23 protein-coding genes and 1 tRNA gene are annotated in these 26,308 nt (G+C 69.1%); 14 read left to right on the forward strand and 10 right to left on the reverse strand.

Translation table 11 applies throughout. The annotated features are described in order from the left end of the window. Entirely contained in the window at positions 1 to 165 is a 165-nt protein-coding gene (locus FQ377_RS14785) for a hypothetical protein (RefSeq protein ID WP_187393222.1), read from the reverse strand. A 120-nt stretch (positions 166 to 285) separates the two neighbouring features. Here FQ377_RS14785 and FQ377_RS01915 point away from each other — a divergent pair, with 120 nt between their 5' ends. Further along, complete coding sequence (locus FQ377_RS01915; RefSeq protein WP_148599546.1) at positions 286 to 1,233, forward strand: DUF5996 family protein; 948 nt, start codon at positions 286 to 288, stop codon at positions 1,231 to 1,233. Between the two features lie 79 nt (positions 1,234 to 1,312). On the opposite strand, the gene FQ377_RS01920 is transcribed toward FQ377_RS01915, so the two are convergent. From FQ377_RS01920 to FQ377_RS01930, 3 genes are all read right to left on the reverse strand, one after another. Beyond that, positions 1,313 to 2,254, reverse strand: coding sequence for an ABC transporter permease (locus FQ377_RS01920; protein ID WP_148599547.1), 942 nt, complete (start codon positions 2,252 to 2,254; stop codon positions 1,313 to 1,315). After that, entirely contained in the window at positions 2,251 to 3,255 is a 1,005-nt protein-coding gene (locus tag FQ377_RS01925; RefSeq protein WP_148599548.1) for an ABC transporter permease, read from the reverse strand. Before FQ377_RS01925 ends, FQ377_RS01920 begins: the two co-directional genes overlap by 4 nt. A gap of 111 nt (positions 3,256 to 3,366) precedes the next feature. Next, entirely contained in the window at positions 3,367 to 5,061 is a 1,695-nt protein-coding gene (locus FQ377_RS01930; RefSeq protein ID WP_148599549.1) for an ABC transporter substrate-binding protein, read from the reverse strand. Positions 5,062 to 5,241: 180 nt separating this feature from the next. Here FQ377_RS01930 and FQ377_RS01935 point away from each other — a divergent pair, with 180 nt between their 5' ends. Continuing rightward, positions 5,242 to 6,243: a DUF2332 domain-containing protein gene (locus FQ377_RS01935; protein WP_148599550.1), complete on the forward strand. Its 1,002-nt coding sequence runs from the start codon at positions 5,242 to 5,244 to the stop codon at positions 6,241 to 6,243. A 21-nt stretch (positions 6,244 to 6,264) separates the two neighbouring features. Here the strand turns inward: FQ377_RS01935 and FQ377_RS01940 are convergent, their stop codons facing one another. Continuing rightward, on the reverse strand, positions 6,265 to 7,458 hold the full coding sequence (locus FQ377_RS01940) for a MarP family serine protease (protein ID WP_262364268.1): 1,194 nt from the start codon (positions 7,456 to 7,458) through the stop codon (positions 6,265 to 6,267). Positions 7,459 to 8,576: 1,118 nt separating this feature from the next. Between FQ377_RS01940 and FQ377_RS01945 the strand changes: the two genes are divergently transcribed. Then, on the forward strand, positions 8,577 to 9,254 hold the full coding sequence (locus tag FQ377_RS01945; protein WP_148599552.1) for a Crp/Fnr family transcriptional regulator: 678 nt from the start codon (positions 8,577 to 8,579) through the stop codon (positions 9,252 to 9,254). Between the two features lie 388 nt (positions 9,255 to 9,642). Here the strand turns inward: FQ377_RS01945 and FQ377_RS01950 are convergent, their stop codons facing one another. The 3 genes from FQ377_RS01950 to FQ377_RS01960 are packed head-to-tail and all read right to left on the reverse strand — an operon-like array spanning position 9,643 to position 11,207. After that, on the reverse strand, positions 9,643 to 10,557 hold the full coding sequence (locus FQ377_RS01950; RefSeq protein WP_148599553.1) for an NUDIX hydrolase: 915 nt from the start codon (positions 10,555 to 10,557) through the stop codon (positions 9,643 to 9,645). A gap of 3 nt (positions 10,558 to 10,560) precedes the next feature. Then, the gene (locus tag FQ377_RS01955; RefSeq protein ID WP_148599554.1) at positions 10,561 to 11,049 is read right to left on the reverse strand and encodes a RidA family protein; all 489 of its coding nucleotides are present in this window, start codon (positions 11,047 to 11,049) and stop codon (positions 10,561 to 10,563) included. Between the two features lie 2 nt (positions 11,050 to 11,051). Then, positions 11,052 to 11,207: a Sp36 family protein gene (locus FQ377_RS01960; protein WP_148599555.1), complete on the reverse strand. Its 156-nt coding sequence runs from the start codon at positions 11,205 to 11,207 to the stop codon at positions 11,052 to 11,054. 35 nt (positions 11,208 to 11,242) lie between these two features. On the opposite strand from FQ377_RS01960, the gene FQ377_RS01965 reads away from it, so the two are divergent. From FQ377_RS01965 to FQ377_RS01985, 5 genes are all read left to right on the forward strand, one after another. Beyond that, entirely contained in the window at positions 11,243 to 13,519 is a 2,277-nt protein-coding gene (locus FQ377_RS01965; RefSeq protein ID WP_148599556.1) for a transglycosylase domain-containing protein, read from the forward strand. After that, on the forward strand, positions 13,497 to 14,468 hold the full coding sequence (locus tag FQ377_RS01970) for a metallophosphoesterase (protein ID WP_148599557.1): 972 nt from the start codon (positions 13,497 to 13,499) through the stop codon (positions 14,466 to 14,468). Before FQ377_RS01965 ends, FQ377_RS01970 begins: the two co-directional genes overlap by 23 nt. A 101-nt stretch (positions 14,469 to 14,569) precedes the next feature. Further along, complete coding sequence (locus tag FQ377_RS01975) at positions 14,570 to 16,393, forward strand: ABC transporter ATP-binding protein (protein ID WP_148599558.1); 1,824 nt, start codon at positions 14,570 to 14,572, stop codon at positions 16,391 to 16,393. Then, positions 16,390 to 18,276 carry an ABC transporter ATP-binding protein gene (locus FQ377_RS01980; protein ID WP_148599559.1) on the forward strand — a complete coding sequence of 629 codons (1,887 nt, stop codon included), beginning with the start codon at positions 16,390 to 16,392 and terminating at the stop codon, positions 18,274 to 18,276. The genes FQ377_RS01975 and FQ377_RS01980 overlap by 4 nt, the downstream gene beginning before the upstream one ends. Before the next feature lie 98 nt (positions 18,277 to 18,374). Then, positions 18,375 to 18,451, forward strand: a tRNA-Pro gene (locus FQ377_RS01985). Positions 18,452 to 18,579: 128 nt separating this feature from the next. Here the strand turns inward: FQ377_RS01985 and FQ377_RS01990 are convergent. Beyond that, positions 18,580 to 19,479 (reverse strand): phosphoribosylaminoimidazolesuccinocarboxamide synthase, encoded by a 900-nt coding sequence (locus FQ377_RS01990; RefSeq protein WP_148599560.1) that lies wholly within the window; start codon positions 19,477 to 19,479, stop codon positions 18,580 to 18,582. After that, positions 19,476 to 20,777, reverse strand: coding sequence for a phosphoribosylamine--glycine ligase (gene purD, locus FQ377_RS01995; RefSeq protein WP_148599561.1), 1,302 nt, complete (start codon positions 20,775 to 20,777; stop codon positions 19,476 to 19,478). Before purD ends, FQ377_RS01990 begins: the two co-directional genes overlap by 4 nt. 105 nt (positions 20,778 to 20,882) lie before the next feature. Between purD and FQ377_RS02000 the strand changes: the two genes are divergently transcribed. The 6 genes from FQ377_RS02000 to FQ377_RS02025 all read left to right on the forward strand — a co-directional run bounded on the left by FQ377_RS02000 (position 20,883) and on the right by FQ377_RS02025 (position 26,301). Then, on the forward strand, positions 20,883 to 22,514 hold the full coding sequence (locus FQ377_RS02000) for a molybdopterin-dependent oxidoreductase (protein WP_148599562.1): 1,632 nt from the start codon (positions 20,883 to 20,885) through the stop codon (positions 22,512 to 22,514). Positions 22,515 to 22,673: 159 nt separating this feature from the next. After that, positions 22,674 to 23,678, forward strand: coding sequence for an asparaginase (locus tag FQ377_RS02005; protein ID WP_148599563.1), 1,005 nt, complete (start codon positions 22,674 to 22,676; stop codon positions 23,676 to 23,678). A gap of 14 nt (positions 23,679 to 23,692) precedes the next feature. Further along, positions 23,693 to 24,052 (forward strand): sterol carrier family protein, encoded by a 360-nt coding sequence (locus FQ377_RS02010; RefSeq protein WP_148599564.1) that lies wholly within the window; start codon positions 23,693 to 23,695, stop codon positions 24,050 to 24,052. A gap of 5 nt (positions 24,053 to 24,057) precedes the next feature. After that, positions 24,058 to 25,476, forward strand: coding sequence for a DUF2079 domain-containing protein (locus tag FQ377_RS02015; protein WP_187393223.1), 1,419 nt, complete (start codon positions 24,058 to 24,060; stop codon positions 25,474 to 25,476). A gap of 19 nt (positions 25,477 to 25,495) precedes the next feature. Next, positions 25,496 to 26,008 carry a hypothetical protein gene (locus FQ377_RS15080; RefSeq protein ID WP_262364211.1) on the forward strand — a complete coding sequence of 171 codons (513 nt, stop codon included), beginning with the start codon at positions 25,496 to 25,498 and terminating at the stop codon, positions 26,006 to 26,008. 119 nt (positions 26,009 to 26,127) lie between these two features. Next, positions 26,128 to 26,301, forward strand: coding sequence for a DUF1059 domain-containing protein (locus FQ377_RS02025; protein ID WP_148599566.1), 174 nt, complete (start codon positions 26,128 to 26,130; stop codon positions 26,299 to 26,301). Positions 26,302 to 26,308: the final 7 nt, after the last annotated feature.

Consider the following 26,308-nt stretch of genomic DNA (forward strand, 5'->3'; position numbering starts at 1 on the left):
TCAGGGCCACTCGATCCGGTCCAGGGCGGCTCGGAGCAGCCCGCCCCGCCGCGGGTCCAGGGATTCCACCCACGCGCCACGGCCCGTGAGGTGGGCACGACGAATTGCGCTCTCCATCGTCATGACCTCGAGGCTCTCCGTCGTCGAGGTGACCCGTGGCTCCATCTCGGCCGGGATCCGTGCGGGCAACCCCGGCAAGCCCGGCACCCCGACGGGCGGTGCGGTAGCACCTGCCGGAGCCACCGCCTACAGTGGCTGGACACCCCGATCGACACGGAGAACACCATGAGCGAGCAGGACACCACGACGACGGACAACGGATGGCCGGAGCTCCGGGTCTCCGACTGGCAGGACACGCAGGCCACCATCCACATGTGGTTGCAGGTGATCGGCAAGATCCGGATGGCCCACGCCCCGCTCATCAACCACTGGTGGCAGGTGCCGCTCTATGTGACGCCACGCGGCCTGGGCACCTCGGCGATCCCCTACCGCACCGGCATGTTCGATCTCGAGTTCGACGTCGTGGACCACCGACTCCTGATCCGGAGCAGTTCCGGGGAGGACCGCACGGTGTCTCTTGAACCGCAGTCGGTTGCCCGCTTCTACGAGCGCACCATGGCGGCCCTCGACGAGCTCCACATCGAGGCGCCCATCCGGCCGGTGCCCACCGAGGTGGACCCTGCCGTGCCGTTCGCCGAGGACCACGACACGGCATCCTACGACGCGGCGTCCGTCACCGCCTTCTGGCGCCAGCTCATCCAGGCCGAGCGGGTCATGACCCGCTTCAGGTCCACCTTCCTCGGCAAGGTGAGTCCCGTGCATTTCTTCTGGGGAGCCATGGATCTGGCCTGCACGCGCTTCTCCGGGAGGTCGGCCCCCACGCATCCCGGCGGAGCACCGAACTGTGCGGACTGGGTCATGGAGGAGGGGTACTCCCATGAGCTCTCCAGCTGTGGCTTCTGGCCCGGCGGCGGCGAGGAGGGCGCCTTCTACTCCTACGCCTATCCGGAGCCGGAGGGCTTCAAGGAGGTGGAGCTCGGCGTCGAGGGCTCCTTCTACAGCGAGGAGTTCGGACAGTTCCTGCTGCCCTACGAGAAAGTGCGCCGCGCCGCTGACCCGGATGCCGTGCTGCTGGAGTTCTTCGAAGCCACGTACCGGGCCGCCGCGACCACCGGGCACTGGGACGAGAACCTGATCCTCGATCCCCACCGCCTGCCGCGCCACAACTCCTGAGCGGGGCGCGGCGGCGTTCCCCGGAGCGACCGGCGTCGGATCCCGACGCCGGTCCGCGACGGGGCGGTACCGGACGCGATCACTTGGTGCGCGTCTTCGGGTCGAGCGCCTCGCGCAGCGACTCCCCCAGCAGGGTGAAACCCAGCGCCGTGATGGCGATGCACGCACCGGGCAGGAACGCGAGCTGCGGTGCCACCGCGAGTTCGGCCTGCGCATAGGTGAGCATGCGCCCCCACTCGGCCGTCTGCGGAAGCCCGCCGCCGAGTCCGAGGAAGGACAGCGCAGCCGCGTCGATCACCGCCGTGGCCAGGGTCAGGGTGGCCTGGACGATCACCGGTCCCATGCTGTTGGGCAACAGATGGCTCATGGTGATCGTCCGCCGGCTCAGCCCGAGCGTCTGGGCGGCGAGGATGTAGTCCGCCCCCCGCTGGGACAGCATGGTGGAGCGCAGCAGCCGCGCGAAGATGGGGATCTGGGAGACGCCGATGGCAATCATGATCGCGTAGGCGCTCTGCCCGAGGACCGCGGCGATACTGACGGCCAGGAGCAGATTCGGCACGGACAGCAGGATGTCCACGAAACGCATGATCAGGTTGTCCACCCAGCCACCGAAGCCGCCCGCCAGGACACCGAGCAGCATGCCGCCCGCCAGTCCCAGCGCCGTGGAGACCACACCGATCAGCAGTGACGCCTGTGCCCCCCAGATGAGCTTGCTGAGGACGTCCCCGCCGAAGCGGTCCAGTCCCAGCGGGAAGCCGTCCAGCTCCCCCGGCCCCGGGATGGTGGTCGGGGTGATCTCGGTGCGGCCGGGGAGGTCGTTGCCCCCGTAGGGGGCCAGGATCGGTGCCAACAGGGCCACGAGCAGGAACAGGCCGATGATGACCGCCCCGACGATGGCCTGCGGGTTCCGCCGCAGGCGCACGAAGGCGTTCCGCCACAGACCTGCACCCCTCCCGGTGTCGATCGCCGGATCGTCCGGGGCTGCGGAGCCGCCGGCTGCTGGAGGAAGGATGGCACTCATTGCACACGCACCCTCGGGTCGATGACGGAGTAGGAGAGATCCACGACCAGGTTGATCAGGGCGTAGAAGATCGCGATGAAGATGATGAACCCCTGGAGCACGGGATAGTCGAGCCCGAAGATGGCGTCCCGCAGGAATCTGCCGATACCGTTGAACGCGAAGACCGTCTCGGTCAGGACCGCCCCCGAGATGAGCAGGCCCAGCTGGAGGCCGATCGTGGTGACGACCGGCAGCATCGCGTTGCGCAGGATGAAGCTGCCCCGGATGGTGCGCTCCATGAGTCCCTTGGCACGCGCGGTCCGGACGAAATCGGCGTTCTGCACTTCGAGGACCGAGGCGCGCGTGATGCGCACGATGATCGCCAACGGGATGGTGCCCAGCGCCAGGCCCGGCAGGATCAGGTGCAGGAAGGCGTCCCAGGCCGCGTCGTACTCGCCCGTCAGCAGACCGTCCAGTACGTAGAAGTCCGTGTAGTGCGTGGCATTGATGCGTGGATTCTGCCGGCCGTCGGGGGGCAGGAGGGACCACTGGATGGCGAACAGGTACTTGAGGATGAACGCCAGGAAGAACACCGGCACCGTGATACCGATGAGGCTGAGCACCACGGAGCCGTGGTCCACCAGACGACCGTAATGCCGCGCCGCGAGATAGCCGAGCGGCACGCCGACACCGATGGCGAAGATCAGGGCGATGATGGTCAGCTCCAGCGTCGCCGGAAAACGCGTGGCGAACTCCTCGAGCACGGGCCGCCCGGTGTTGATGGAGACGCCGAAGTCGCCCTGCAGGAGCTTGCCGATGTACGTGAAGTACTGCGCGATCAGCGGGCGGTCGAAGCCGTAGAGCTCGTTGACCCGGGCGATCGCCTCGGGAGTGGCCTTCTCCCCGAGCAGGGCGGTGGCGGGACCCCCGGGAAGACTGCGGACCCACAGGAACAGCAGGATGGACAGACCGAACAGCGTGGGGATGAGCAGGGCTATCCGTTTACCGATGACACGCAGCACTCGCAGGATCCTTCCGGGTTGACCGGCCGACTCGGACTCTGCCGACCCGGACAGGGCCGGCGCAGCGCGGGCCGGCCACCGACGAGGTGACCGGCCCGCGCTGGACCACTCTTACTCGCTCAACTCGATCTCGGTGAAGACCTCGTCATTGACGGGGCTCGCCGGGTAGGAGGTGACGCGCGGCGCGAACGCCAGCGACGGAGCGGGGTGGGCGAGCGGGACGGCCGGGTTGAACTCGGCGATCTGCTCGTTGATGTCCTTGTACAGCTCCGTCTGCTCGTCGCGGTCGCTGACAGCGCGCGCGTCGTCGAGGGCCGTGAACAGCTCGGGATTGTCGAAGCCGAACTCCAGCTTCTCCTGCCCGAAGAAGACACCGATGAAGTTGTCGGTGTCGTTGTAGTCACCGGTCCAACCGAGGAGATGCAGTCCGTGGTCCGCCGTGCCCTGCACCTGGTTCAGGTAGTCGGGCGACCAGGCCGCGGGTGCCGGCGTGACGGTGATGCCGACGTCGGACAGTTGTGCCTGCAGATTGGTGAAGACCTGCTCGGGGGTCGGCATGTAGGGCCGCGACACATTCGTCGGGTAGTTGAACGTGACCTCGAAGCCGTCGGGGTAGCCCGCCTCGGCCAGGAGCTCCTTGGCTCGCTCGGGATCGAAGTCGTACGTGGTGACGTCCTCGTTGTAGCCGTCCACCACCTCGGGGATGAACTGGGTGGCCACCTTCGTCCCCTCGGGAAGCGTCTGGTCCACCAGCGCCTGCTTGTCGATCGCGTGGGAGATCGCCTCGCGGACCAGCGGGTCCTTCAGCTCGGGCACCGCCTGGTTCATGCCCAGGTAGAGGATGGTGAACGGATCGCGCGGGGTGATGTTGTAGCCGGCGTCCTTGAGTGACTGCGTGTCGGCCGGGGCCACGAGGTCGTAGCCGTCGATCGTGCCTGCCTCGAGGGCCTGCCGGCGAGCCTGCGGGTCGTCGATGATCCGGAAGATGGTCTTGGTGATCTGACCCTTGTCGCCCCAGTAGTCGTCGTAGATCGACAGTTCGAGCTGCTGCCCCACGTTCCACGAATCGAACATGAACGGGCCCGTTCCCACGGGCTCTCCCAGCGCGTACTCGCTGAGGGAGGGAGCCTCGGCGGTGCCGCCGATCTCGTCCGCGGAGAACTCCTCGAGCGCCGTCGGGCTCTGCATCGCGAAGGCGGGCAGGGACAGCGCCGGGATGAAGCCGGCGAACGGCTTCGCGAGATTGATGGTGACCTCGTTGTCGCCCTGGGCCTCGCACGACTCGTACACGGCGTCCTCGGGGCTGTCGGCGAACCCGCGGAAGAGCGATCCGTAGTAGTAGGACGTGGTCTCCGCCTGCTGGATCCCGGTCCAGTTGTACCAGCGGTCGAAGTTGAAGCACACGGCGTCGGCGTTGAACGGTGTGCCGTCGTGGAAGGTCACGCCCTCCTTGAGCTGGAAGACGGTGGACAGTCCGTCCTCCGCCGTCTCCCACGACTCGGCGAGCAGCGGCGCCGGATCGGCGGTCCCCGGTTCCACCCCCACGAGGCCCTCGAAGATCTGGCGGCTCACGCGGAAGGACTCGCCGTCGCTCGCGAACGCAGGATCGAGAGACTTGGGATCGGACGACGCCGCGAAGACGAAGGTGGGGTCGACGGCGGAATCGCCACCGCCCCCGGCGTCCTCCTCGCGTTCGCTCTGCACACAGCCCGTGAGCAGGAGTGCTGCGATGGAGATTCCGGCGGTCAGTGTGGCGCGCGAGCGCGCGGTTCCCGCGCCACGCGCGGAGGTGACTCGTTTAGACATGTAGTGCTCCCTGGTGAACGAGTGATGGACACCGCGATGAGCGGTATCCACGGGGTTGTGGGCGCCGCGCGCCCCGATCCGTGTGACGAGCCTAACTTCATGGGCGGGTCTGTACGGTATTCGGCGCATCTGGGTGGTTACGATTTGGCATCGCGGATGCGCGGTCGGAAGGGGTCGGGCATGACGACAGCAGCAGTGACGGCCGAGCGGTACCGGCGCTTCGCCGAGGTCGAGGCGCGTGGTTATTCGCCCCGGTACGAGGCCTGGTGCCTGGCCATCAGCACGGACGGTGAGATCCTGGAGTTCCTCGGGACCCTCCCGGCGCCGCGTCGCCAGCCCAATCTGTTCCTGGGAGCCGCCCGCTTCCTCGGGGTGCAGATCGGTGACTACGAGGGCTTCCGGTCCTTCGTCCTGGACCGCTCGTACGACGTCCGGCAGGTCATGCTGCAGCGCTCCACGCAGACCAACGAGGCGGGCCGGTGCGCCGTCCTGCTGCCCTCCCTCGCCTCGATCAGCGCGGAGGAGGGCAGATCGCTCGCCCTGATCGAGGTGGGAGCCTCGGCGGGAGCGTGCCTCTACCCGGACCGCTATGCGTACGTGTATTCGCCGGGACCCGCCCTCCAGCCGCCCGGTGGCTCTGCCGTTCCGGCCATAGAGTGTTCGGTCAGCGGTGACGTGCCCTTCCCCGCGACGCTCCCCCGGGTCCTCTGGCGCGCCGGGATAGATCTCAATCCGCTGGACGCGGGCAACGACGACGATGCCCGCTGGCTCGAGGCGCTCGTATGGCCGGAGCACTCCGCCCGGGTCGAGCGCCTCCGCGCAGCGCTCGACGTCGTCCGCGCGGACCCGCCGCTGCTGGTGCGCGGGGATCTGAACGAGCAGCTCCTGCCGCTCCTCGCGCAGGCCCCGCCGGACGCCGCCGTCGTGGTGTTCCACAGCGCCGTCCTCGCCTACCTCGACGAACCGGGGCGGAACCGGTTCCGCGCCACCATGCTGGACCTCGTCCGGGACAGCGGGCGAGCGGTGCACTGGCTCTCCCACGAGGGCCACGGCACCCTGGCCGGGGTCAGCGGCGCCCTGGTGAAGGATCCCCAGGAGCGCGACGGGCGCTTCCTGCTCCAGTACAACGGTCAGGCGATCGCCCGGACCGGCGCGCACGGCCAGTCGATCGAGTGGCTGTAGCGCGCGACGACGGCGCGGGAATCAGCCGCGGTTGCACTGGCCCGCGGACACCGCGTCCTCCAGCCCCAAGGCACTGTCGGCGATGGGCCGTAGCTCGTCCAGGGAGAGCGCGTAGCCGACCGGGGCATCGGCGGTCGACTTCGCGAAGACCACACCGGCCACGCGACCCTGCAGGTCCAGCAGCGGCCCGCCGGAATTTCCCTGCTGCACGTTCGCCGCGAGGCTGTAGACCGTGAGCGGCTGCGCGTCCGCGCCGTAGATATTGTTCACGAGCACGGGCGAGAGGCTCTGCACGCCGGCGGGCTGGATCCGGTAGGGGCCACCGGCGGGATACCCCGCGAAGGCCGCCGTCGTGCCGTTCTCCAGTTCCTCCCCGAGCGGCAGCGGTGCCGCCTGGAGGTCCTCGACCGCGATCACGGCGATGTCGCGCACCGTGTCGAGCTGCACCACGCGCCCCGGGAGCGCGCCCTCGCCGGGGATCTCGACGACGGGTTCGCCGACGCCCGCGACCACGTGCGCGTTCGTGATCACCCGTTCGGGCGCGATCACGAACCCCGAGCCGGTCTGGTTCTGCCCGCACGCGTAGGCGGTACCGGTGATGCGGACCACGGAAGATGCCGCGGCGGCGAGTTCCGGGGTGTCCACCGACGCGTCCGGGACCACGGCCGGCGGTGCGGCAGGGCCCACGCCGTCGAGGATGGTAGGGATGCCCTCGTCGACGGCGATGGAACGCAACTGGGCGAGCCAGGAGCGCACCGGGCCCGGGGTCAGCCGGTCGATCCCTTGGATGACCTGTGAGGACGCCAGTTGCTGGGACAGCACCGGCACGCCGAGCGTGCCGACGCTGAAGGCCAGCATCGACAGCACCAGCGCCGCCACGACGACATTCACGGCACCGCCGAGGATCCGGTCAATGACGCGCAGGGGCGGGAAGTCTGACCAGCGGCGGATCGACGCACCGAGGGCGGACCCCATGGCCTGCCCCACGATGACCAGGACGAGCACGGTGCCGATGACGGCGATCAACCGCCAGGGGTTGTTGGGCACCCAGCCGCTGACGAGCGGAATCGCGAAGAACGCCGCGATAGCACCGGCCACGAAGCCTGCGATGCCACCAAGCGTGACGAGGAAGCCGTTGCGGAGCCCCGTGACGAGGTAGCCGAGGAGGACCACCACCAGGATGATGTCGAGGAGCGTGAACTCCCCGAAGCTGATTTCCGGCACGAACGATCTCCCTGCGCTGTGACGGGCACCCACTGTCCCGTCGCTGCGAGAGATTCTAGCCGCGCTCCATGGGCACCACGTGTGAAGTCCTCCGTGCCACGGGGATCCTGCGCCCCACCCCGCCGACCGGGCTCGAGCAGTGGGAAGGACGGCCGGGCGGGCGTGGAGCGCTGCGTCGTTCCCGGTGGTCGGCGTCGACCAGTGGGATCCTGCGCCCCGCCCCACCGACCGGGCTCGAGCAGTGGGAAGGACGGCCGGGCGGGCGTGGAGCGCTGCGTCGTTCCCACTCTTCGGGTCCGAGAAGTGGAGGGATGGCCGGACGGGCGTGGAGCGCTGCTCGGGATTCTCGCGTGAGGTGTCGGAGGAGCGGGACGGGGGGACGCTGAAGGCTACGAGCGTCATTCCCGGTGGTCGGCGTCGACCAGTGGGATCCTGCGCCCCGCCCCACCGACCGGGCTCTAGCAGCGGGAGGGACGTCCTAGCCGGCGGGAAGCGCTGCGTCCTTCCCAGTACTAGGACTCGACCAGTGGGAAGGACTGCCGCAAGCACTGGAGCATTGCGTCGCTCCCACTGATCAGGATCGAGGAGCGGGATTGAAGCTCCGGGCTGCCCATGGCATTGCACCACTCCCGGTGCTCGGCGTCGACCATTGGGAGCGGCGCTCTGCCCCACTGATCGGGCTCGAGGAGCGGGATTGAAGCGTCGGGCTGCCCGGAGCACTGCGTCCTGCCCAGTGACCGGACTCCAGCAGTGGGAAGTGATGCTCCGTCCCGCCGACCGACCTCGAGCAGTGGGAGGGACGGAACTGCTGGCAGGAAGCGCTGCATCGCTCCCAGTACTCGGGTCCGAGCAGTGGGGGTAGAGTGCCGGATGCCCCGGACGAAGCCTCGCTCCCATTGCCCGGCCTCGACCAGTGGGATCCGGTGCTCTCTCCCGCTGACGGGCCCAGAGCAGCGGGACGGAGTCCGTGCCGGCAGGTAGCGGCGGCCCCGGAGAGCTTCGCGCGCGTGTATCGGTCGTCACATGAGCCCGTGTACGGCAAGATGGACTTGAGAAGACGGCAGACACGTCCGCACCACGGACTGACACGAGAAGCATCAGGAGAATTCATGGACATCGAGGTACTGCGCCGGGCGCCCCTCTTCGCATCACTGGGAGACGATGTCTTCGCCGCTCTGACGGACGAGCTGACGGAGCTGGATCTGCCGCGCGGGTCATCGGTGTTCCGGGAGGGGGACCAGGGCGATCAGCTGTACTTCATCATCTCCGGCAAGCTCAAGCTCGGCCGCACGGCCCAGGACGGCCGCGAGAACCTGCTGGCCATCCTCGGCCCGGGCGAGCTGTTCGGCGAGATGGCCCTCTTCGATCCCAGCCCCCGCACGGCCACAGCCACGGCGGTCTCCGAAACCCGGCTCGCCGGGCTGAAGAACGAGAACCTTCGCACGCTCCTCGAGACGCGCCCAGAGGTGTCGGCCCAGCTCCTCCAGGCACTCGCCCGCAGGCTGCGCCGCACCAACGAATCCCTCGCGGATCTCGTCTTCTCCGATGTGCCCGGTCGCGTGGCCAAGGCCCTCCTCGATCTCGCGGACCGCTTCGGACGCCCCGCCACCGACGGCGTCCTCGTGGCCCACGAGCTCACCCAGGAGGAACTTGCACAGCTCGTGGGCGCGTCGCGCGAGACGGTGAACAAGGCTCTCGCCGAATTCGTGCAGCGGGGCTGGCTCCGGCTCGAGGCACGCGCCGTCGTCATCCTCGATCTGCCCCGCCTGCGCCAGCGCAGCCGCTGACCCCAGGCCGGCAAGGCGCAACCATCGGCATCCGACCAGAACATGCACCAACCCGCAGTCGGCACATCACCACTGCTGAGCGGCAGCCCTGTCAGCGCGACGCAGCCAGCACATCACCACTGCTGAGCGGCAGCCCTGTCAGCGCGACGCAGCCAGCACATCACCACTGCTGAGCGGCAGCCCTGTCAGCGCGACGCAGTCGACCATTGGCCATCGGCCTCCGGCCAGAGCATGCACCAACCGGCGGCCGACAGAGCCGCAGCCGCTGACCGCCCGCCGTTCAGAACAGGCGCTGACCGCTGGTCTCCGCCCAGTGCAGAGTCCGGGGGACCGTCGACGCCTGCACAGCCGCTGACGCTCGACCGCCTCAGCAGCCGCTCACGGCGGCTCAGCGTCCGCGCTGTACCGAGCCGCCCTCGGTGAGCTTGGGGCACTCCACCTGAAGCATGAGCATGCCGTCCTGCTCTGCGAGTTCCGGGTGGTACACCTTCACCGGACGCTTGTGGGAGAGGTAGGCGATACAGCCGCGCGAGGAACCGATCTTCTCCAGGATGATCTCCACCGCCGGTACCGCGAGGTCGCTCAGGGTCCGCCCTCTCGTGTTCGGCTCCGCCACCGTGTCACCGAGCGCCGTGGTGTCCCGATCGTCGATCTCCCGCGCAGCCCAGCGCCACTGCCCCCAGATGCCCTTGCTGCCGAGGATGCTCGGTTCCTGATTCACAGGCTGTGCTGCCGCGAAGTAGTGGGTGTCGAAGCGGCGATGGGCGAAGTCCGGGGTCAGCCAGTGGGAGAGCGGTTTGATCAGATCCGTGCGGACGCCGAGCCCGCGGCGGCGAAGGATGTCGGCGAAGGTACATTCGCCCTCGTTCAGGGCCTCCCTGGCCTTCATCCACTCCTTGGCCTGCGTACCCTCCACCAGCGAGGACGCGTCAGGGCCGGCCAGCAGGACGCCGGTCTCCTCGAACAGTTCCCTGATGGCACACAGCACGTGCCGCCGGGCCAGCTGGTGGTCGTCGATGCCGAGCATCTTCGCCCACGCCGAGGGTGGGGGACCGTACCAGGGCAGCTCGTCGTCGTCGGACTCCTCGATACTTCCTCCCGGGAACCCGATCACACCGAGGGGGGACTGACCCCGGCGACAGGTCAGGAACGTCTCCGTGCCGGTCGCGGTGTCGCGCAGGAGCACCACCGACGACGCCGGCCGGGCCTCCAGCGGGCTGCGCTCCCCGTGCTCGATCCAGCTCTGGGCGGCAGAGCGCTGATCGGGCGGAATCGGGAAGAGCCGGGTGCAGAGACGGTCCACGGTCTAGGAGAACTCCGCGATGACCTCGACCTCGACGGGCGAGTCGAGGGGGAGTACTGCCACACCCACGGCCGAGCGGGCGTGCACGCCCGCGTCGCCGAGAGCGGTGCCGAGCAGCTCGGAGGCACCGTTGATCACACCCGGTTGTCCTGTGAAGGAGGGGTCGGAGGCCACGAAACCGACAACCTTCACGATCCGCGTGATCCTGTCCAGGTCGCCGATCTGGCTCTTGATGGCCGCCAGGGCGTTGACCGCACACGTGGCAGCGAGTGCCGATGCCGTCTGCGCATCCACGCCGTCGGTCGCGCCGACCTTGCCGGTGGCTGTGAGTTTGCCCTCAATGAAGGGCAGCTGTCCGGAGGTGTAGACATAGCTGCCGGTGACCACGGCGGGAACGTATGCTGCCACGGGCGCCGCGACCTCGGGGAGTGTGATGCCCAACTCCCCGAGTCGTCCCTCGACCGCCGAAACTACCGGTTCTTCGGGCGCCACTGCTAGTTCTTCTCCCGCTTGAGGTATGCCACCAGGCCGTTGCCGTCCGGGCCCGGGACCACCTGGACGAGCTCCCACCCGTCATCGCCCCACTGGTCCAGGATCTGCTTCGTGGCGTGGATGATGAGCGGAATCGTGGAATACTCCCATTTCGTCATGAGGAAAGCCTAGCGCGTGCTTGTAAACTGCAATAATGGCTGCTCGCAAATCCCCCCTCTTCGACACTGCAACCACACTCGGCAAGCTCATCGCCTTCCTCGGCATCAGCGGTCTCGCCGGTGTCCTCGCTGCAGGCCTGCTGGTGCCGGTTGCCGCCGCTACAGGCACCGGGGCCTCGGCGTCGCTCCAGTTCTTCGAGGATCTGCCGGCGGAGCTGGCGCGTGAAGCGCTCGCCCAGCCGACGAAGATCCTCGCCAAGGACGACTCCCTCATCGCGACGCTGTATGAGGAGAATCGGCAGCCCGTGACCCTCGACCAGGTCTCGCCGGAGATGAAGGACGCGCTGATCGCCATCGAGGACTACCGCTTCTACGACCACGGCGGTGTCGATCTCGAGGGCATCTTCGGCGCCATCGCGAGCAACGTCACCAGTGGTACCCGGCGCGGGGCGTCGACACTCACCCAGCAGTTCGTCACCAACGTACTCAACGACTCCGCCCGGCAGAACGGCGGCACGGTCGTCCTGAACGGCAAGGAGAAGGGTGTCGGCGACAAGCTGCGCGAGATGAAGCTCGCCATCGCCGTGGAGAAGGAACTGACCAAGGACGAGATCCTCGAGGGTTACATCAACATCGTCCAGTTCAGCGGCACCACCTACGGCGTGCAGGCGGCGTCGAAGTACTTCTTCAACGTGGACGCCAAGGATCTGAACATCCAGCAGAGCGCCCTGCTGGCCGGCCTGGTCAACGGCCCCACCCTGTACAGCCCCACGGAGAACCCGGAGGGCGCGCTCCAGCGGCGCAACCTCGTGATCGGCGCCATGCTCACCCGCGACAAGATCACGCAGGAGGAGCACGACGCCGCCATCGCCAGCGATCTCGGTCTGGAAATCACGCCGACGCTCAGCGGCTGCGTGGGCGCGGCCCAGGCACCCTACTTCTGCGACTACGTGACCCACCTGATCATGAACGATCCTGCGTACGGCGAGACCGAGGACGAGCGCGAGAAGGTCCTGTTCCGCTCAGGCCTGACGATCAAGACGACCCTCGATTCCCGCGTACAGAAGGCAGCACAGGTCGCCGTCAACGAGACGGCCGACCCGGACACGACCAATGGCAAGGTCGGTCACACCCTGGTGAGCCTGGACCCCAAAACGGGCAACATCCTTTCCATGGCCCAGAACACCCGGTTCGATCCGGAGCCGGCCGAGGGCAACACCGTACTGAACTTCAACGTGGACCAGTACGACGGCGGCGACCCGGCCAAGAGCCTGGGCGGCGGCGGCGGCTTCCAGCCCGGCTCCACGTACAAGCCGTTCACCGTGGCTGCCTGGCTGGAGGACGGTAAGGCCCTGAACCAGGTGATCGACGGGTCCAAGCGAACCTACCGCCAGGGCGAGACCTGGGAGGCGAGCTGCGCCCCGGGCGGCGAATTCCTCATCCAGGAGGAGGACGGCTACACCCCGCAGAACTACGGCGACATCAACTACCGCAACACCACTGTGCTCGAGGGACTCGCGAAGTCCTTCAACACCATCACCATGGGCAGCGCGAAGCAGCTGGACCTCTGCCGCATCAGGGACATCGCCTACGACCTGGGGGTCCACCAGGCCAAGAGCTCCGACGGCGAGGAAGAACGGTTCGGGTACCAGCCCGCCGCACTCATCGGTGGCGGCGGCGAGGCAGCGCCCCTGTCCATGGCGACCGCCTACGCCGGCTTCGCCAACGACGGAGTGGTTTGCGAGCCCCGGGCGCTGACGTCCGTCACCGCTGTCGATGGTGAGACCGTCCCGGTTCCCGCCGTCTCCTGCGATCGGAAGATCCCCACCGACGTGGCCCGCGGCGTCAATTACGCCACACAGCGCGTGATGACCGAGGGCTCGGGGCAGCTCCTCGAGTACGGGGACATTCCCATGGCGGGCAAGACGGGCACCAACGATGCCCGCTCGCAGACCTGGTTCATGGGGTACAACACCGGCATGGTCACCGCGAGCTGGGTGGGCAACTGGCAGGAGGAGGGCGAGAAGAGCGGTCTGGGTGGCCTGCAGATCGGCGGCCAAGTGTACCCCGAGATCGACGGCTCGCTGATCGCCGCACCCTCCTGGGCACGCTTCATGCAGCAGATCCCCGGTCTCTACGTGGGTAAGCCATTCGTGGACCCGCCCTCCAAGATGATCAATGCCCCACAGCGCAACTCGACCGAGCGACGGAACGGCTCCGACACCAGGAATGGCATCGGCGGCATCCTCGGTGGTACCACTGGGGAAGGACCCGTCACCAACGGCGGCAATGACTTTGGAGGAAACGGCTAGCGTGACTTCGACCACGACACCCCGGCGCGGGGCGCCACTCGGCTGGGCGGCCGGGCTCACCCTGACCGCCGCAGCAGCCACCCTCGGATACGCCTCTGCCGTGGAGCGCACCCTCTACCAGGTACGGCAGGAGTCCCTGCCCATCCTCCCCCGGGGGGCGGCGCCCCTGCGGGTCCTCCACCTGGCGGACATCCACATGGTGCCCGGGCAGAGGTCCAAGGCCGACTGGCTCCATGATCTGGCGGACCTGAAGCCGGACCTGGTGGTGAACACCGGGGACAACCTCAGCCATCGCAAGGCCGTAGGACCCCTGCTCGAAGCCCTCGAGCCGCTCCTGAAGGTACCCGGCGTCTTTGTCCCGGGTTCCAACGACTACTACGGGCCGGTCCTCAGGAATCCGCTGCGGTACTTCGCGGGCCCCTCGATCTCGCTCAAGGAAAAAGCTCCGAAGGAGCTCCCCTGGGCCGACATGTTCAGTGCCTTCGGCGCCGCAGGCTGGGTGGACCTGACGAATCGCTCGCAATCGGTCGGCTTCAGGAACATGCGCATCGACTTCACCGGCGTCGACGATCCCCACATCAACCGTGACAAGTACGCCGGCTACCCCGCCGGCAGCAGCACCTCCCGCGAGGCACCGCACCTCCGGGTGGCCGTAGCCCATGCTCCGTATCAGCGCGTGCTCGACTACTTCACGGACGGCGGGGCCGAGCTGATCCTGGCCGGCCACACCCACGGCGGGCAGGTGCGCGTACCCGGGTACGGGGCTCTGGTGAGCAACTGCGATCTGCCCACGTGGCGCGCCCGCGGCCTGACCTGGTGGGAGCACGCGGGGCGTAGGGTGCCCCTCAATGTCTCCGCCGGGATCGGAACCTCACGCTTCGCTCCGGTCCGTTTCGCCTGCAGGCCCGAGGCCGTACTCCTGACCTTGCTCCCGCGGAGCACCGACTGACCTGACCGATCGTCCCGCGGCAGGTGATCGGCGTCTCGGCCGTCCTGACCCAGGATCGTTGCTGAGGGACACCAGGAACCACCGAGTACCGAGAAGACGTCATGGCGAACCAGAACACCCTGCGGGAATCCTTCGCTCGGCTCTACCCGCATGTCAGGCCCATCGTGCCGCGCCTGCTGCTGGGCCTGCTCTGTGCCCTCGGGGCGAGCGTCATGGCCCTGGCCATCCCGCAGGTGCTGCGCGTCCTCATCAACGACGTCCTGGCCGAGGGCGGTGCCGCGAGCACCGTGTGGGTGGCCTCCGGCGTCGTCCTGCTCCTGGGCGTCCTCGAGGCCACGTTCGTGGCACTGCGGCGCCAGTTCGTCATCACCCCGGCGACGACGGTCGAGACGAGGATGCGCACCTCCTTCTACCGGCACCTGCAGGAGCTCACGGTGGAGTTCCACGATCGCTGGGGCAGCGGCCAGCTGCTTTCCCGGGCCATGAGCGATCTCAATCTGATGCGCCGCTGGATGGCCTTCGGCCTGATCATGCTGGTGGTGACCTCGCTGACCGTGGTCATGGGCGTGACCATCATGTTCTTCACCAGCTGGCCGCTCGCCCTGATCTTCGTCGCAGCCGCCGTCCCCCTGATGATCTACGGCTACCGCTTCCGTACCTCCTACAGCCGGGTCTCGCGCAGGAGTCAGGACCAGGCCGGTGATCTCGCGACCACGGTCGAGGAGTCCGTCCACGGCATCCGGGTCCTGAAGGCCTTCGGTCGCAGCCAGGAAGCCCTCGAGGACTTCGAGGAGCAGGCCGAGGAGCTCCGCCGGACCGAGATCTTCAAGGCGAAGTCGCTCGCCAATTTCTCCATGATCGTGACGCTGCTGCCCGAGCTCGCCCTGGGCGCCTCGCTGGTGGTCGGGGTGTGGCTGGCGGCCGACGGCGGCGTGACCATCGGCGCGCTCGTGGCGTTCTTCGCGACCGCCGCGGCAGTCGCCGGGCCCGTCGAGTTCATCGGGCCGCTGCTGGCGATGACCTTCACCGCCAAGACCGCCATCGACCGGCACTACGAGGTGATGGACGCCGAGATCACCATCACCGATGCAGCCCAGCCGGTGCACCTGGCCGCACCCCGGGGCGAGGTGGTGTTCGACGACGTCCGGTTCCGCTATCCCGATGCGCCCGAGTCCTCGGCCGACATCCTGGACGGCGTCGATCTGCGCTTGCGGGCCGGAGAGACGATGGCCTTGGTCGGCGTGACGGGCAACGGCAAGAGCACGCTCCTCCACCTCGTTCCCCGCCTCTACGACGTCACGGGCGGCAGCATCAGGATCGACGGCGTGGATCTTCGGCAGTTCTCCCTCGCCGAGCTGCGCACTCTCGTCTCGGTGGCGTTCGAGGACACCACCCTGTTCTCCAGCTCGGTGCGGGAGAACGTCCTGATGGGCTCGGAGGCCACCGGGGAGGAGGCCGACCGCGTCCTCGCCGAAGCCCTCGAGGTGGCCCAGGCGCAGTTCGCCTACACGCTGCCCGAGGGTGTCGACTCGCTCATCGGGGAGGAGGGCCTGAGTCTCTCGGGCGGACAGCGGCAACGGATCGCGCTGGCCCGGGCGATCGCGGCCCGGCCCACCGTGCTGGTCCTCGACGACCCGCTCTCGGCACTCGATGTGGCCACCGAGGAGCGTGTGGAGCAGGGGCTCAGGGCCGTGCTCGGGTCCACCACCACCCTGATCGTGGCGCACCGGCCCTCCACCGTGGCCCTCGCCGACCGTGTGGCCCTGCTGCAGGACGGGCGCATCACCGACGTCGGGACCCACCCCGAGCTCCTCGCCCGCAGCGAGCACTACCGCTATGTGATCGCGAGCCTGGACGACGAGGAGACAGCCCAACTGGAGCGGTCAGGGCAGCCCGAGCACGACGACGAGGGGGCCGTGGCATGAGCCGCACCGCACCGTCCGGCACGACGCCGTCGGACAGGAACGAGGACGAGAACGGGCCGGGCCGGAACCGCGAACCGCAGGGATCCACCGGCGTTCGCAACGAGGACGACGTCGTCCTCGACCGGGCGCAGAGCAGAGCGGTGCGGTCGAGGTCGTTCAGGCTCCTGGGCTCGCTCATCCGGCCCAACCGCCGGCAGTTCATCTGGACGGTCCTGCTGGTGGTCATCTCGCAGGCCGCCCGCGTGGCGGGTCCGGCCATCATCGCCTTCGGCATCGACCGGGCCCTGCCCGCACTGCTCGCCGGGGACCCGATGCTGCTCTGGGTGGGAGGCGGCACCTATCTGCTGGCCGCCGTCCTCGCGGGAGTCCTCACCGCCGGGTACCTGCGCGCCACGGCCCGGCTCAGCCAGGCCATGCTCCTCGATCTGCGGGTCCGCGTGTTCCGCCACACGCAGCGACTGAGCCTGGAGTTCCACGAGAAGTACACCTCCGGCAGGATCATCTCCCGGCAGACGTCCGATCTCGAGGCGCTGCGGGAACTGCTCGATTCCGGCGTGAGTTCCCTGGCCTCGGGTGCCATCTTCATGGTCTTCACCGCGGTCACCATCTTCGCGCTCGACTGGCGCACCGGGCTCCTGATCCTGGCGGCGGCCGTCCCCATGTTCCTCCTGGCCCGCTGGTACCAGCGGCACTCCCAGCTCGCGTACCGCGCCTCACGGGTGGTGTCCGCGAAGCTGATCGGCCACTTCATCGAGACGATGACCGGCATCCGCGCCGTGAAGGCCTTCCGGCGCGAGGCCGTCAACGCCCATCGCTACGACGAGCTGGCCGAGGACTACCGCCGGGTCACCGTACGCTCCATCAATCTCAACGGCATCTTCCAGCCCGGGCTGGTCCTGATCGGCAATGTGACGGTCGCCGTCGTGCTCGTGGTCGGAGGCTTCCGCGTGCTGGGCGGGTCACTGGAGGTGGGAGCCCTGCTCGCCCTGCTGCTGTACAGCAAGCGGTTCTTCCAGCCCGTGGACCAGATGGCCATGTTCTACAACTCCTTCCAGTCGGCGGCCGCCGCCCTCGAGAAGGTCTCGGGGCTCCTCGAGGAGATCCCCACGGTGCGCCCACCGAGGAATCCCGTGCCGCTGCTGGATCCGCGCGGCGCCGTGAGCTTCCATGACGTCCAGTTCCGGTACGGGGAAGGACCGGTGGTGCTGCCCAGTCTGGATCTGTCCATCCCCGCGGGCCAGACCGTGGCGCTCGTGGGGCAGACGGGTGCCGGCAAGTCGACACTCGCCAAATTGATCGCCCGCTTCTACGACGTCTCGGAGGGCAGTCTCACGCTCGACGGCGTGGACCTGCGCGAACTTGCACCGGAGGATCTGCGCCGGGCCGTCGTCATGGTCACGCAGGAGGCCTTCCTCTTCACCGGCTCCGTGGCCGAGAACATCGCTCTCGGCAAGCCTGACGCCTCCCGGGAGGAGATCATCGCGGCCGCGCGGTCCGTCGGGGCCGAGGAGTTCATCCTGGATCTTCCCGAGGGCTTCGACACCGACGTCAACAAGCGGGGCGGCCGCGTGTCGGCAGGCCAGCGGCAGCTCATCAGCTTCGCCAGGGCCTTCCTCGCGGACCCGGCCGTGCTGATCCTCGACGAGGCCACGTCCTCCCTCGACATCCCGAGTGAGCGGCTCGTGCAGGAGGGTCTGCAGAAGCTCCTCGGCAGAAGGACGGCGCTCATCATCGCGCACCGGCTCTCCACCGTCGCCATCGCCGACCGCGTGCTGGTGGTGCACGACGGCCAGGTGGTGGAGGACGGTTCGCCGGATGACCTCATCGGTGGTTCGGGTCGTTTCGCCACGCTCCATGCGGCGTGGAAGGACTCGCTGGTCTGAGGCGTCGTCCTGGGCGATGCCGGTTTTCCTCGCCGCTGATCCTCGGCTAGTCTTGGACGGTTGCTGTGCGAATGGTTCCATTCCACCAGCAGTGACATCGGGGTGTGGCGCAGCTTGGTAGCGCGCGTCGTTCGGGACGACGAGGTCGCAGGTTCAAATCCTGTCACCCCGACCAATGGAAACGAAGGACCTGTCGGCAGCAGCCGGTGGGTCCTTCGTCGTTTTGCGTCGCGTCAGCCGGCGCGTCGCGACGGAGCCGGTAGGAGTTCGCCTGACAGGACCCGCGGCAGGGAGAGCAGCCGGTCAGGTGAAGGAGCGCCCCGTGAGCCGCTCGTACGCCTCGACGTAGCGTGCACGGGTGCGCTCCACGACGTCGTCGGGCAGCACCGGCGGCTCCGAGGAACGGTCCCAGCCCGACGCGTCCGAGGTCAGCCAGTTGCGCACGTACTGCTTGTCGAACGAAGGCTGGGTCTGCCCCGGCGCGTACAGAGCGGCGTCCCAGAAGCGCGAGGAATCCGGCGTCAGCACCTCGTCGCCCAGGGTGATCCGCCCGGTGACGGGATCGAGCCCGAACTCCACCTTCGTGTCCGCGAGGATGATCCCGCGCTCCCGGGCGATGGACTCGGCGCGCGTGTAGAGCTGGAGCGTGAGCGCGCGCAACTGCGCCGCGGCGTCGTCGCCCACCATGGTCACGACGGCGTCGTAGGTGATGTTCTCGTCGTGCTCGCCCACCTCGGCCTTGGCCGACGGCGTGAACAGCGCCGGGTCCAGCGGCGAGCCGTCCACCAGCCCGCTGGGCAATGGGAGCGAGCACACCGTCCCGGACGCGCGGTACTCGAGCAGACCGCTGCCCGTGAGATAGCCGCGCGCAATGCACTCGATCGGGTACATGGCGAGCCGGCGGCAGATCATGGCCCGGCCCTCGACGGCGGCGGGCACCCCACCGGCGGCATCGGCGGCGAGCACGTGGTTCGGGATCCCGTCGAGCCTCTCGAACCACCACAGGCTGAGCTGCGTCAGCACGCGGCCCTTGTCGGGGATCTCCGTGGCCAGCACGTGGTCGTAGGCGCTGATGCGGTCGCTCGCGACCACGAGGACGACGTCGTCGCGCCCGTCGAGCGGTGCGTAGAGATCACGGATCTTGCCGGAGTAGACGTGCCGCCAGCCCGGCAGCTCCGGGTGGTCGGGGGCGAAGACCGTCACGGCGTCGTGCCGTAGGGCCCACCGGCGAGCGCGGCACCGACCTCGTGGCGGGCGGCCTTCAGGGCGATGTCCGTGCGGAACTGCGCGCCCTCGAGCGAGATGCAGGACAGGGCCTCGTAGGCGGTGGCGCGTGCGTCCTCGAGCGAGGCCCCCAGCCCGACGACGGTGAGCACCCGCCCACCCGCGCTGACCATCTGCCCGTCGTGGAGCGCCGTGCCCGCGTGCAGGACCCGCGCCCCCTCGACGGCGCCGGCCTTCTTCAACCCGCGGATGCGGCGGCCCGTGACCGGCGCGTCCGGGTAGTTCTCCGAGGCCAGCACCACGGCGACGGCGGTCTTCGGCGACCAGTTCAGCGGGTCCAGGTCCTCGAGGGTGCCCCTGGCCGCCGCGAGCAGCACGCCACCGAGCGGGGTGGTCAGCCGCGCGAGCACGGCCTGGGTCTCGGGATCGCCGAAGCGGACGTTGAACTCGATGACGCGCACGCCGCGGGAGGTCAGCGCCAGGCCGATGTAGAGGACGCCCGCGAACGGGGTGCCCCGATGGGCCATCTCGTCGATCACGGGCTGGGCCACGCGGGTGACGACGTCGCTGACGAGGCTCGTTGGCACCCAGTCGAGCGGTGAGTACGCGCCCATGCCCCCGGTGTTGGGGCCCTGATCCCCGTCGCGAATGCGTTTGAAGTCCTGCGCGGGGGCCAGCGGGACCACGGTGCGTCCGTCGGAGAGGACGAACAGGGAGACCTCCGGTCCGTCGAGGTACTCCTCGATGACCACGGCGCTCCCGGCCCGGAAACAGGCGGCCGCGTGCGCCCTCGCCTCGTCCGGATCGTCCGTGACGACCACTCCCTTGCCAGCGGCGAGTCCATCGTCCTTCACCACGTAGGGGGCTCCGAACGTACTGAGGGCCTCGTCGGCCTGCTCCTCGGTGGTGGCCACGCGCGCCATCGCGGTGGGGACATCGGCTGCGGCCATGATCTGCTTCGCGAAGGCCTTGGACTCCTCGAGCTGCGCGGCGGCCCGGGTGGGGCCGAACACGGGGATCCCGGCCTCGAGGAGGGCATCGGCGACCCCGGCCACGAGCGGGGCTTCCGGGCCGATCACCACGAGGTGCACACCGAGCCCACGGGCCAGCTCCGTGACGGCGGCAGGGTCACCGGCATCGAGCTGGTGCGCAGTCACATCCTGGCTGATTCCGGCGTTGCCGGGGGCCGCATGCACCTCCGCGACGAACGGGTCGGCCAGCAGGGCACGGACGATGGCGTGTTCGCGGCCTCCGGGGCCCAGCACGAGAATCTTCACAGTAGGACAGCGTACTGGAGGGCTTCCGGCCCACCCAGAGCCCGGACGCCTGTTACGGAGCCTGCCGCCACCCATACTGTTGCCGGACCCCTCCGAATACCCGGCATGACACATTCCACCAGAGGACGCCGCGGCAGCACCGTCCTGGCCGCGCTCGCCGGCATCATCGCCGCGGGCCTGGTGCTCGGTGTCGCCGAACTCGTGGGCGCATTCTTCCGCGCCAGCGCCACCCCGGTCATCGCGATGGGCTCCACCTTCATCGACTTCACACCGTCCTGGATGAAGGACTTCGCGATCGAGACCTTCGGTACCAATGACAAGCTCGCCCTCCTGGTGGGCATGGGCGTGACGATCGCGCTCCTCGCCGCCGTGCTCGGCATCGTGGCCTACCGCCGGTGGGTCCTCGGCGCCGCCGGGGTCCTCCTGATGGGCGCGATCATCCTCGCCGCCGTGCTCACCCGCGCAGGGGCGTCCCTCCCGGACATGATCCCGACCGTGATCGGCACTGCCGCCGGACTGCTCGCTCTCCGCTGGCTCATCGCCCGCCTGCACCGAGCCGACGCCGCGACCCGCACCGAGAGCTCCGCGGCGGCGGAAGCCGGAGCTGCGCACGACGACGAACTCCCCCGCACGGGGTCCACCAGCTCCGCGGCGACGCCCGGTCACGCCACCTCACGCCGCGGCTTCTTCGTCGCGGCGGGCGTGACCGCCGTCGTCGCGGCTGCCGCGGCCGGCGGAGGCCGCCTCCTCGCCGGCGCCCGCAGCAACCTCGCAGCCGCCCGGGACAGCCTGCGGTTCCCGGCTCCTGCAAGCCCCGCACCCCCGCTGCCCGACGGCGTCCAGTCATCCGTGGAGGGCGTCACCTCCTTCGTCACCCCGAACAGCGACTTCTACCGGATCGACACGGCGCTGAGCGTGCCCCAACTCAGTGCCGAGGACTGGGTGCTGCGGGTGCACGGCATGGTCGAGGAGGAGTTCGAGCTCTCCTTCCAGGATCTGCTCGACGCCGACCTGATCGAACGCCACATCACCCTGACCTGCGTCTCCAATCCGGTGGGCGGCGGGCTCGTGGGCACCGCGAAGTGGCTCGGGTATCCGCTGCGCGAGGTCCTGGCCCGCGCCCGCCCCCTCGCCGGCGCCGATATGGTGCTGTCCACGAGTTCGGACGGCTTCAGCGCCTCCACTCCCCTGCCCGTCCTGCAGGACGACCGCGATGCGATCCTCGCCGTCGCCATGAACGACGAACCACTGCCGGCCGAGCACGGCTTCCCCGTGCGCATGGTGGTACCCGGGCTCTACGGCTACGTTTCCGCCACCAAGTGGGTGGTGGATCTCGAGGTGACCCGCTTCGCCGACGCCAAGGCCTACTGGTCGGATCGCGGCTGGGCCGAGCGCGGTCCCATCAAGACCATGACCCGCGTCGAGGTCCCGAAGCCGTTCGCCTCGGTCGACGCCGGCGAAGTGATGATCGGCGGTGTCGCGTGGTCCCAGCAGCGGGGCATCACGAAGGTGGAGGTCTCGGTGGACGACGGCGACTGGGAGGCGGTGGACCTCGCCGCCGAAGCCTCCGTGGATACCTGGCGGCAGTGGTCCCACGCGGTCACGCTCGACGCCGGACTCCACACCGTCCGGGCCCGCGCCACCGACGCCGTCGACGGCGTCCAGACCGACGAGCGGGCCGAGACCGTGCCCGACGGCGCATCGGGCTGGCAGCTCGTGCAGTTCACGGTGGCCTGAGCCTGATCCCCGGGCCATGCCCCACCTCAGACCCGGAGCGCCCCGCTCCGAACGATCTGCGCCCACCGGATGACCGTTCCCTCCGGTGGGCGCAGTTGTGCCCGGGTGCCCCGCATGAACAGGCACCGACGGCCGCAGGACATGGTGAATACTGGACGCATGCCCTCCACCTTCACCACGGCGGACGCCGTGGACCTCGCCGTCCTCGAACGCAACGGCTTCACCGAGTCCCGCCACATCGGCTCGGCCGTGGTCCTGGCGTCCGACGGCTCCGTGGTCACCGGACTCGGGGACATCACCAGCCCGATCTTCCCGCGCTCCACCCTCAAACCGTTCCAGGCCCTCGCCAGCATGAAGGCCGGTGTGCCGCTGCGCGGACCGCAGGTGGCGCTCGCCGCCGCGAGCCATGTGGCCAGCAATGAGCACATGGACGTGGTCCGGACCATGCTCGACGCCGCCTCCCTCACCGAGGAACACCTGCAATGCCCCGCGGACTGGCCACAGGACGAGGCAGCGCGCAACGAGCTCGTGCGCGCAGGCAAGGGGAAGCAGCGCATCGCGTTCAACTGCTCCGGCAAACACGCGGCGTTCCTCTGGGCCTGCGTCGAGAACGGCTGGGACACCGCGACGTACCTGGATCCGGCCCACCCGCTCCAGCGGTCGGTGGCCGAGGTCATCGAGGAGTACACGGAGGAGTCCGTGGCGGCCTGGGGTGTGGACGGCTGCGGCGCTCCCGTTGCCGCGATGTCGCTGACCGGTCTGGCCCGGGGTATCGGGAAGATGGCCAAAGCGCCCTCCGACAAGCACGCGGATGCCCGGGCGGCAACCATCACCACCGCGATGCTGGACTACCCGTGGGCGGTCCATGGACGTGGCATGGAGAACTCCGTGGTCATGGACGACCTCGGGATCCTGGCCAAGAGCGGGGCCGAGGGCGTCCTGGTCCTCGGCGCTCCGACCGGTGCGGCGCTGGCCCTGAAGGTGCTCGACGGGAACTCCCGCGCCGCGACGCTCGTGGGCCTGACCCTCTTCGCCGCGGCGGGCGCGATCGATGCCGACGCCGTCGGAGCGGTCCTGGAACGCGTGGTCCCGCCGGTGCTCGGCGGAGGGCTGCCCGTGGGCAGCCTCCGGCTCGCCGCGCCGGTCATGGCGCTGCTCGACTAGGAACGGCGGGACCGATGGCACGACGACGCATCACCTCCCAGGACGGCCGGCTGGCGCTGGAGCAGGTCGCCGCAGGTGCCGCGAGCCGGTCCGAGCTCGCCATGGCCGTACGGTTCACGCTCGAGGAACTGGCAGAGCAGGCCCCCGGCAACAGCGTGGAGGTGCGTGTGCCTCCCTTCGGTGTCACCCAGTGCGTGGAGGGTCCGCGCCACACGCGCGGCACACCGCCGAACGTCGTGGAGACGGACGCCACCACCTGGCTGGCCCTGGTCACGGGATCGCTGGCGTGGGCGGATGCGGTGGCGGCGGGCAGGATCGCGGCGTCGGGCCAGCGTGCCGATCTCAGCCCGTGGCTGCCCTTCGCAAGGTGGTGAAGGCAGTGAGCCGTCTGGCAGACCGGCCGCTGCGCACGCGTGTGCTGGCCGCTGGGCGGGAACAGCCCGCCGCCGCCTGGCTGACCGGTCTCGGCGCCACCCTGCTCTACACCCTCTTCTCCCTGACCCAGTGGTACCGGCTCGCGTCGCCCTCGTGGGATCTCGGGATCTTCACGCAGCTCGCGAAGGCCTACGCCGGGCCGGGCGCGCCGATCGTCCCCATCAAGGGGGAGGGCTTCAACCTGCTCGGCGACCACTTCCATCCGCTGCTGGTCCTCCTGGGACCGGCCTATGCCGTGGCGCCGTCGGCCCTGACGCTCCTGGTGGTGCAGAATCTCCTCTTCGGGCTGTCGGTGGCCGTCGTGTCGCGGGCCGCGATACGACTCCTCGGGACGGCGCCGGGGATCGTCGTCGGCATCGCGTATGCCCTCTCCTGGGGACTGCAGTCCGCGGTGGCCGCGCAGTTCCACGAGATCGCCTTCGCGGTCCCGCTCCTGGCCCTGGGCCTCGAGGCCGTTCTGCGCCACCGCGTGGTGCCCGCCGTCGTCTGGAGTGGCCTGCTGGTCTTCGTCAAGGAGGATCTCGGGCTCACGGTGATGATGCTCGGCCTCGTGATCGCCTGGCGGCTGCGCTCCGTCGCCGGTCTGTGGCTCGCTGCCTGGGGCGCGCTGTGGCTCGTCCTGTCGGTCGCGCTGATCCTGCCGGCGCTCAACACCGGCGGCCGATACGACTACTCGGATCGCATCGACGTCGGCGCGATGCTCGCGGATCCCACCTCCGCCGTCGTCGACCTCGTCTCCGGGCCCGCCAAGTACCACTCGCTGCTGCTCCTCCTGCTCGCCGGGGGCTTCCTCTTCCTGCGCTCGTCCCTGGCCCTGGTACTGCTGCCCACCCTCCTGTGGAGATTCGCCTCGGGCCAGGACGGGTACTGGGGCCCCGAATGGCATTACAGCGCCGTCCTCATGCCGGTCCTCTTCCTGGCCCTGGTGGACGGCGTCCATACGCTCCGGACCAGCCCCCGACCGGTGGCCCGCACCGCGTCGCTGTTCGGAGTACCCCTCGCCGCCGCCGCGAGCCTGGTCCTCCTGCCTGCCCAGCAGTTCGCCGTGCTCGCGGAACCGGAGACCTACCAGCAGTCCGAGCGCTGGGATGCCGCGCACCGCATGATGGCCCTCATCGACGAGGGCGCCTCCGTGGAGAGCGGAGTGGTCCTGATGGCGTACCTGGTCCCCGATGCGCGGGTCTACTGGATCGGGAACGCCAATCCTGCGCCCGACTACCTGATCGTGGACGCCGACGACTGGAGCTGGGGTCCCGTGCGACCCGCCGACGCCGAGGCCCATGCCGAGCAGCTCTACCCGGGCACCGACTACACCGTCGACTTCGACGAGGCCGGTTACCAGCTCGTGCGGGCGGAACGCTGAATCCCGGTAGCCTTCAGGCATGACCTCCGAGCAGCATCCGCCCACCGATCCCGCCGAGCCACCCGCCAGGCGATCCGCCGGAAAATCCGCAGGGCAATCCGCAGGGCACGCCTCCGAGCCGGCGGACACCCGGGGCGCCGTCCCGGCGGACGGTCAGCCCGCGCCGACGGACCACGACAGGACACCTTCGCGGGAGACCGCCGGCGGCGACACGACTGCACCGCAGGCCGCCCCGGAAAGCCCTGTGGCCGGCGGTCCGGCCTACCGTGAGGTGACGGTCCGGAGGGCCCCGAAGATCGTGCCGTTCATGGTTCTCGGTGCCGTCCTCGGTTTCCTCGTGGCCCTCGTGCTCGCCTATACGGGCCCGGTGGATCCCACCCTCACCCGCGGCTCGGTCCTGGGCTTCTTCACCGTCGCGTTCGCCGTTCCCGGGCTCCTCCTCGCAGCGCTGCTCGTCCTGGTCATAGACCGCCGCAGTATCCGGAAGGCGGAGCGGGCGCGGGCGGAGCGGGCCTTCGACGACGAGGCCTGACCTCCGCTTCCCGACTCCTGTCAACGCCCGAGTCGGAGTGGCTAACGGCCCACTCGTGGTGGTCGACAGTTAGAGTGAGCTGGCGGTCGAACGCCGCCCCGACCACCGAGGAGCACGCCATGAAATCATTCGCCTGTGGAGATGTCGTACCCGGCTGCAACGCCCGCTGGGTCTGCAGCACCGAGGACGAGATCCTGGCCCAGGTAGCACCCCACGCCACGTCCGCCCACGGCCTGACCGAGATCAGCCCGGAGCTCGTCAGCGCGGTCCGCAGCAATATCGTCACGGTCTGAGCAAGAC

The organism is Arthrobacter echini, assembly GCF_008107445.1.
Classification (GTDB): Bacteria; Actinomycetota; Actinomycetes; order Actinomycetales; family Micrococcaceae; genus Arthrobacter_D; species Arthrobacter_D echini_A.

Coding starts and splice junctions, on each gene's coding strand:
- FQ377_RS14785 (WP_187393222.1), bottom strand. CDS start 165: ATGGAGCCACGGGTCACCTCGACGACGGAGAGCCTCGAGGTCATGACG.
- FQ377_RS01915 (WP_148599546.1), top strand. CDS start 286: ATGAGCGAGCAGGACACCACGACGACGGACAACGGATGGCCGGAGCTC.
- FQ377_RS01920 (WP_148599547.1), bottom strand. CDS start 2,254: ATGAGTGCCATCCTTCCTCCAGCAGCCGGCGGCTCCGCAGCCCCGGAC.
- FQ377_RS01930 (WP_148599549.1), bottom strand. CDS start 5,061: ATGTCTAAACGAGTCACCTCCGCGCGTGGCGCGGGAACCGCGCGCTCG.
- FQ377_RS01935 (WP_148599550.1), top strand. CDS start 5,242: ATGACGACAGCAGCAGTGACGGCCGAGCGGTACCGGCGCTTCGCCGAG.
- FQ377_RS01945 (WP_148599552.1), top strand. CDS start 8,577: ATGGACATCGAGGTACTGCGCCGGGCGCCCCTCTTCGCATCACTGGGA.
- FQ377_RS01960 (WP_148599555.1), bottom strand. CDS start 11,207: ATGACGAAATGGGAGTATTCCACGATTCCGCTCATCATCCACGCCACG.
- FQ377_RS01965 (WP_148599556.1), top strand. CDS start 11,243: ATGGCTGCTCGCAAATCCCCCCTCTTCGACACTGCAACCACACTCGGC.
- FQ377_RS01970 (WP_148599557.1), top strand. CDS start 13,497: ATGACTTTGGAGGAAACGGCTAGCGTGACTTCGACCACGACACCCCGG.
- FQ377_RS01975 (WP_148599558.1), top strand. CDS start 14,570: ATGGCGAACCAGAACACCCTGCGGGAATCCTTCGCTCGGCTCTACCCG.
- FQ377_RS01980 (WP_148599559.1), top strand. CDS start 16,390: ATGAGCCGCACCGCACCGTCCGGCACGACGCCGTCGGACAGGAACGAG.
- FQ377_RS02000 (WP_148599562.1), top strand. CDS start 20,883: ATGACACATTCCACCAGAGGACGCCGCGGCAGCACCGTCCTGGCCGCG.
- FQ377_RS02005 (WP_148599563.1), top strand. CDS start 22,674: ATGCCCTCCACCTTCACCACGGCGGACGCCGTGGACCTCGCCGTCCTC.
- FQ377_RS02010 (WP_148599564.1), top strand. CDS start 23,693: ATGGCACGACGACGCATCACCTCCCAGGACGGCCGGCTGGCGCTGGAG.
- FQ377_RS15080 (WP_262364211.1), top strand. CDS start 25,496: ATGACCTCCGAGCAGCATCCGCCCACCGATCCCGCCGAGCCACCCGCC.
- FQ377_RS02025 (WP_148599566.1), top strand. CDS start 26,128: ATGAAATCATTCGCCTGTGGAGATGTCGTACCCGGCTGCAACGCCCGC.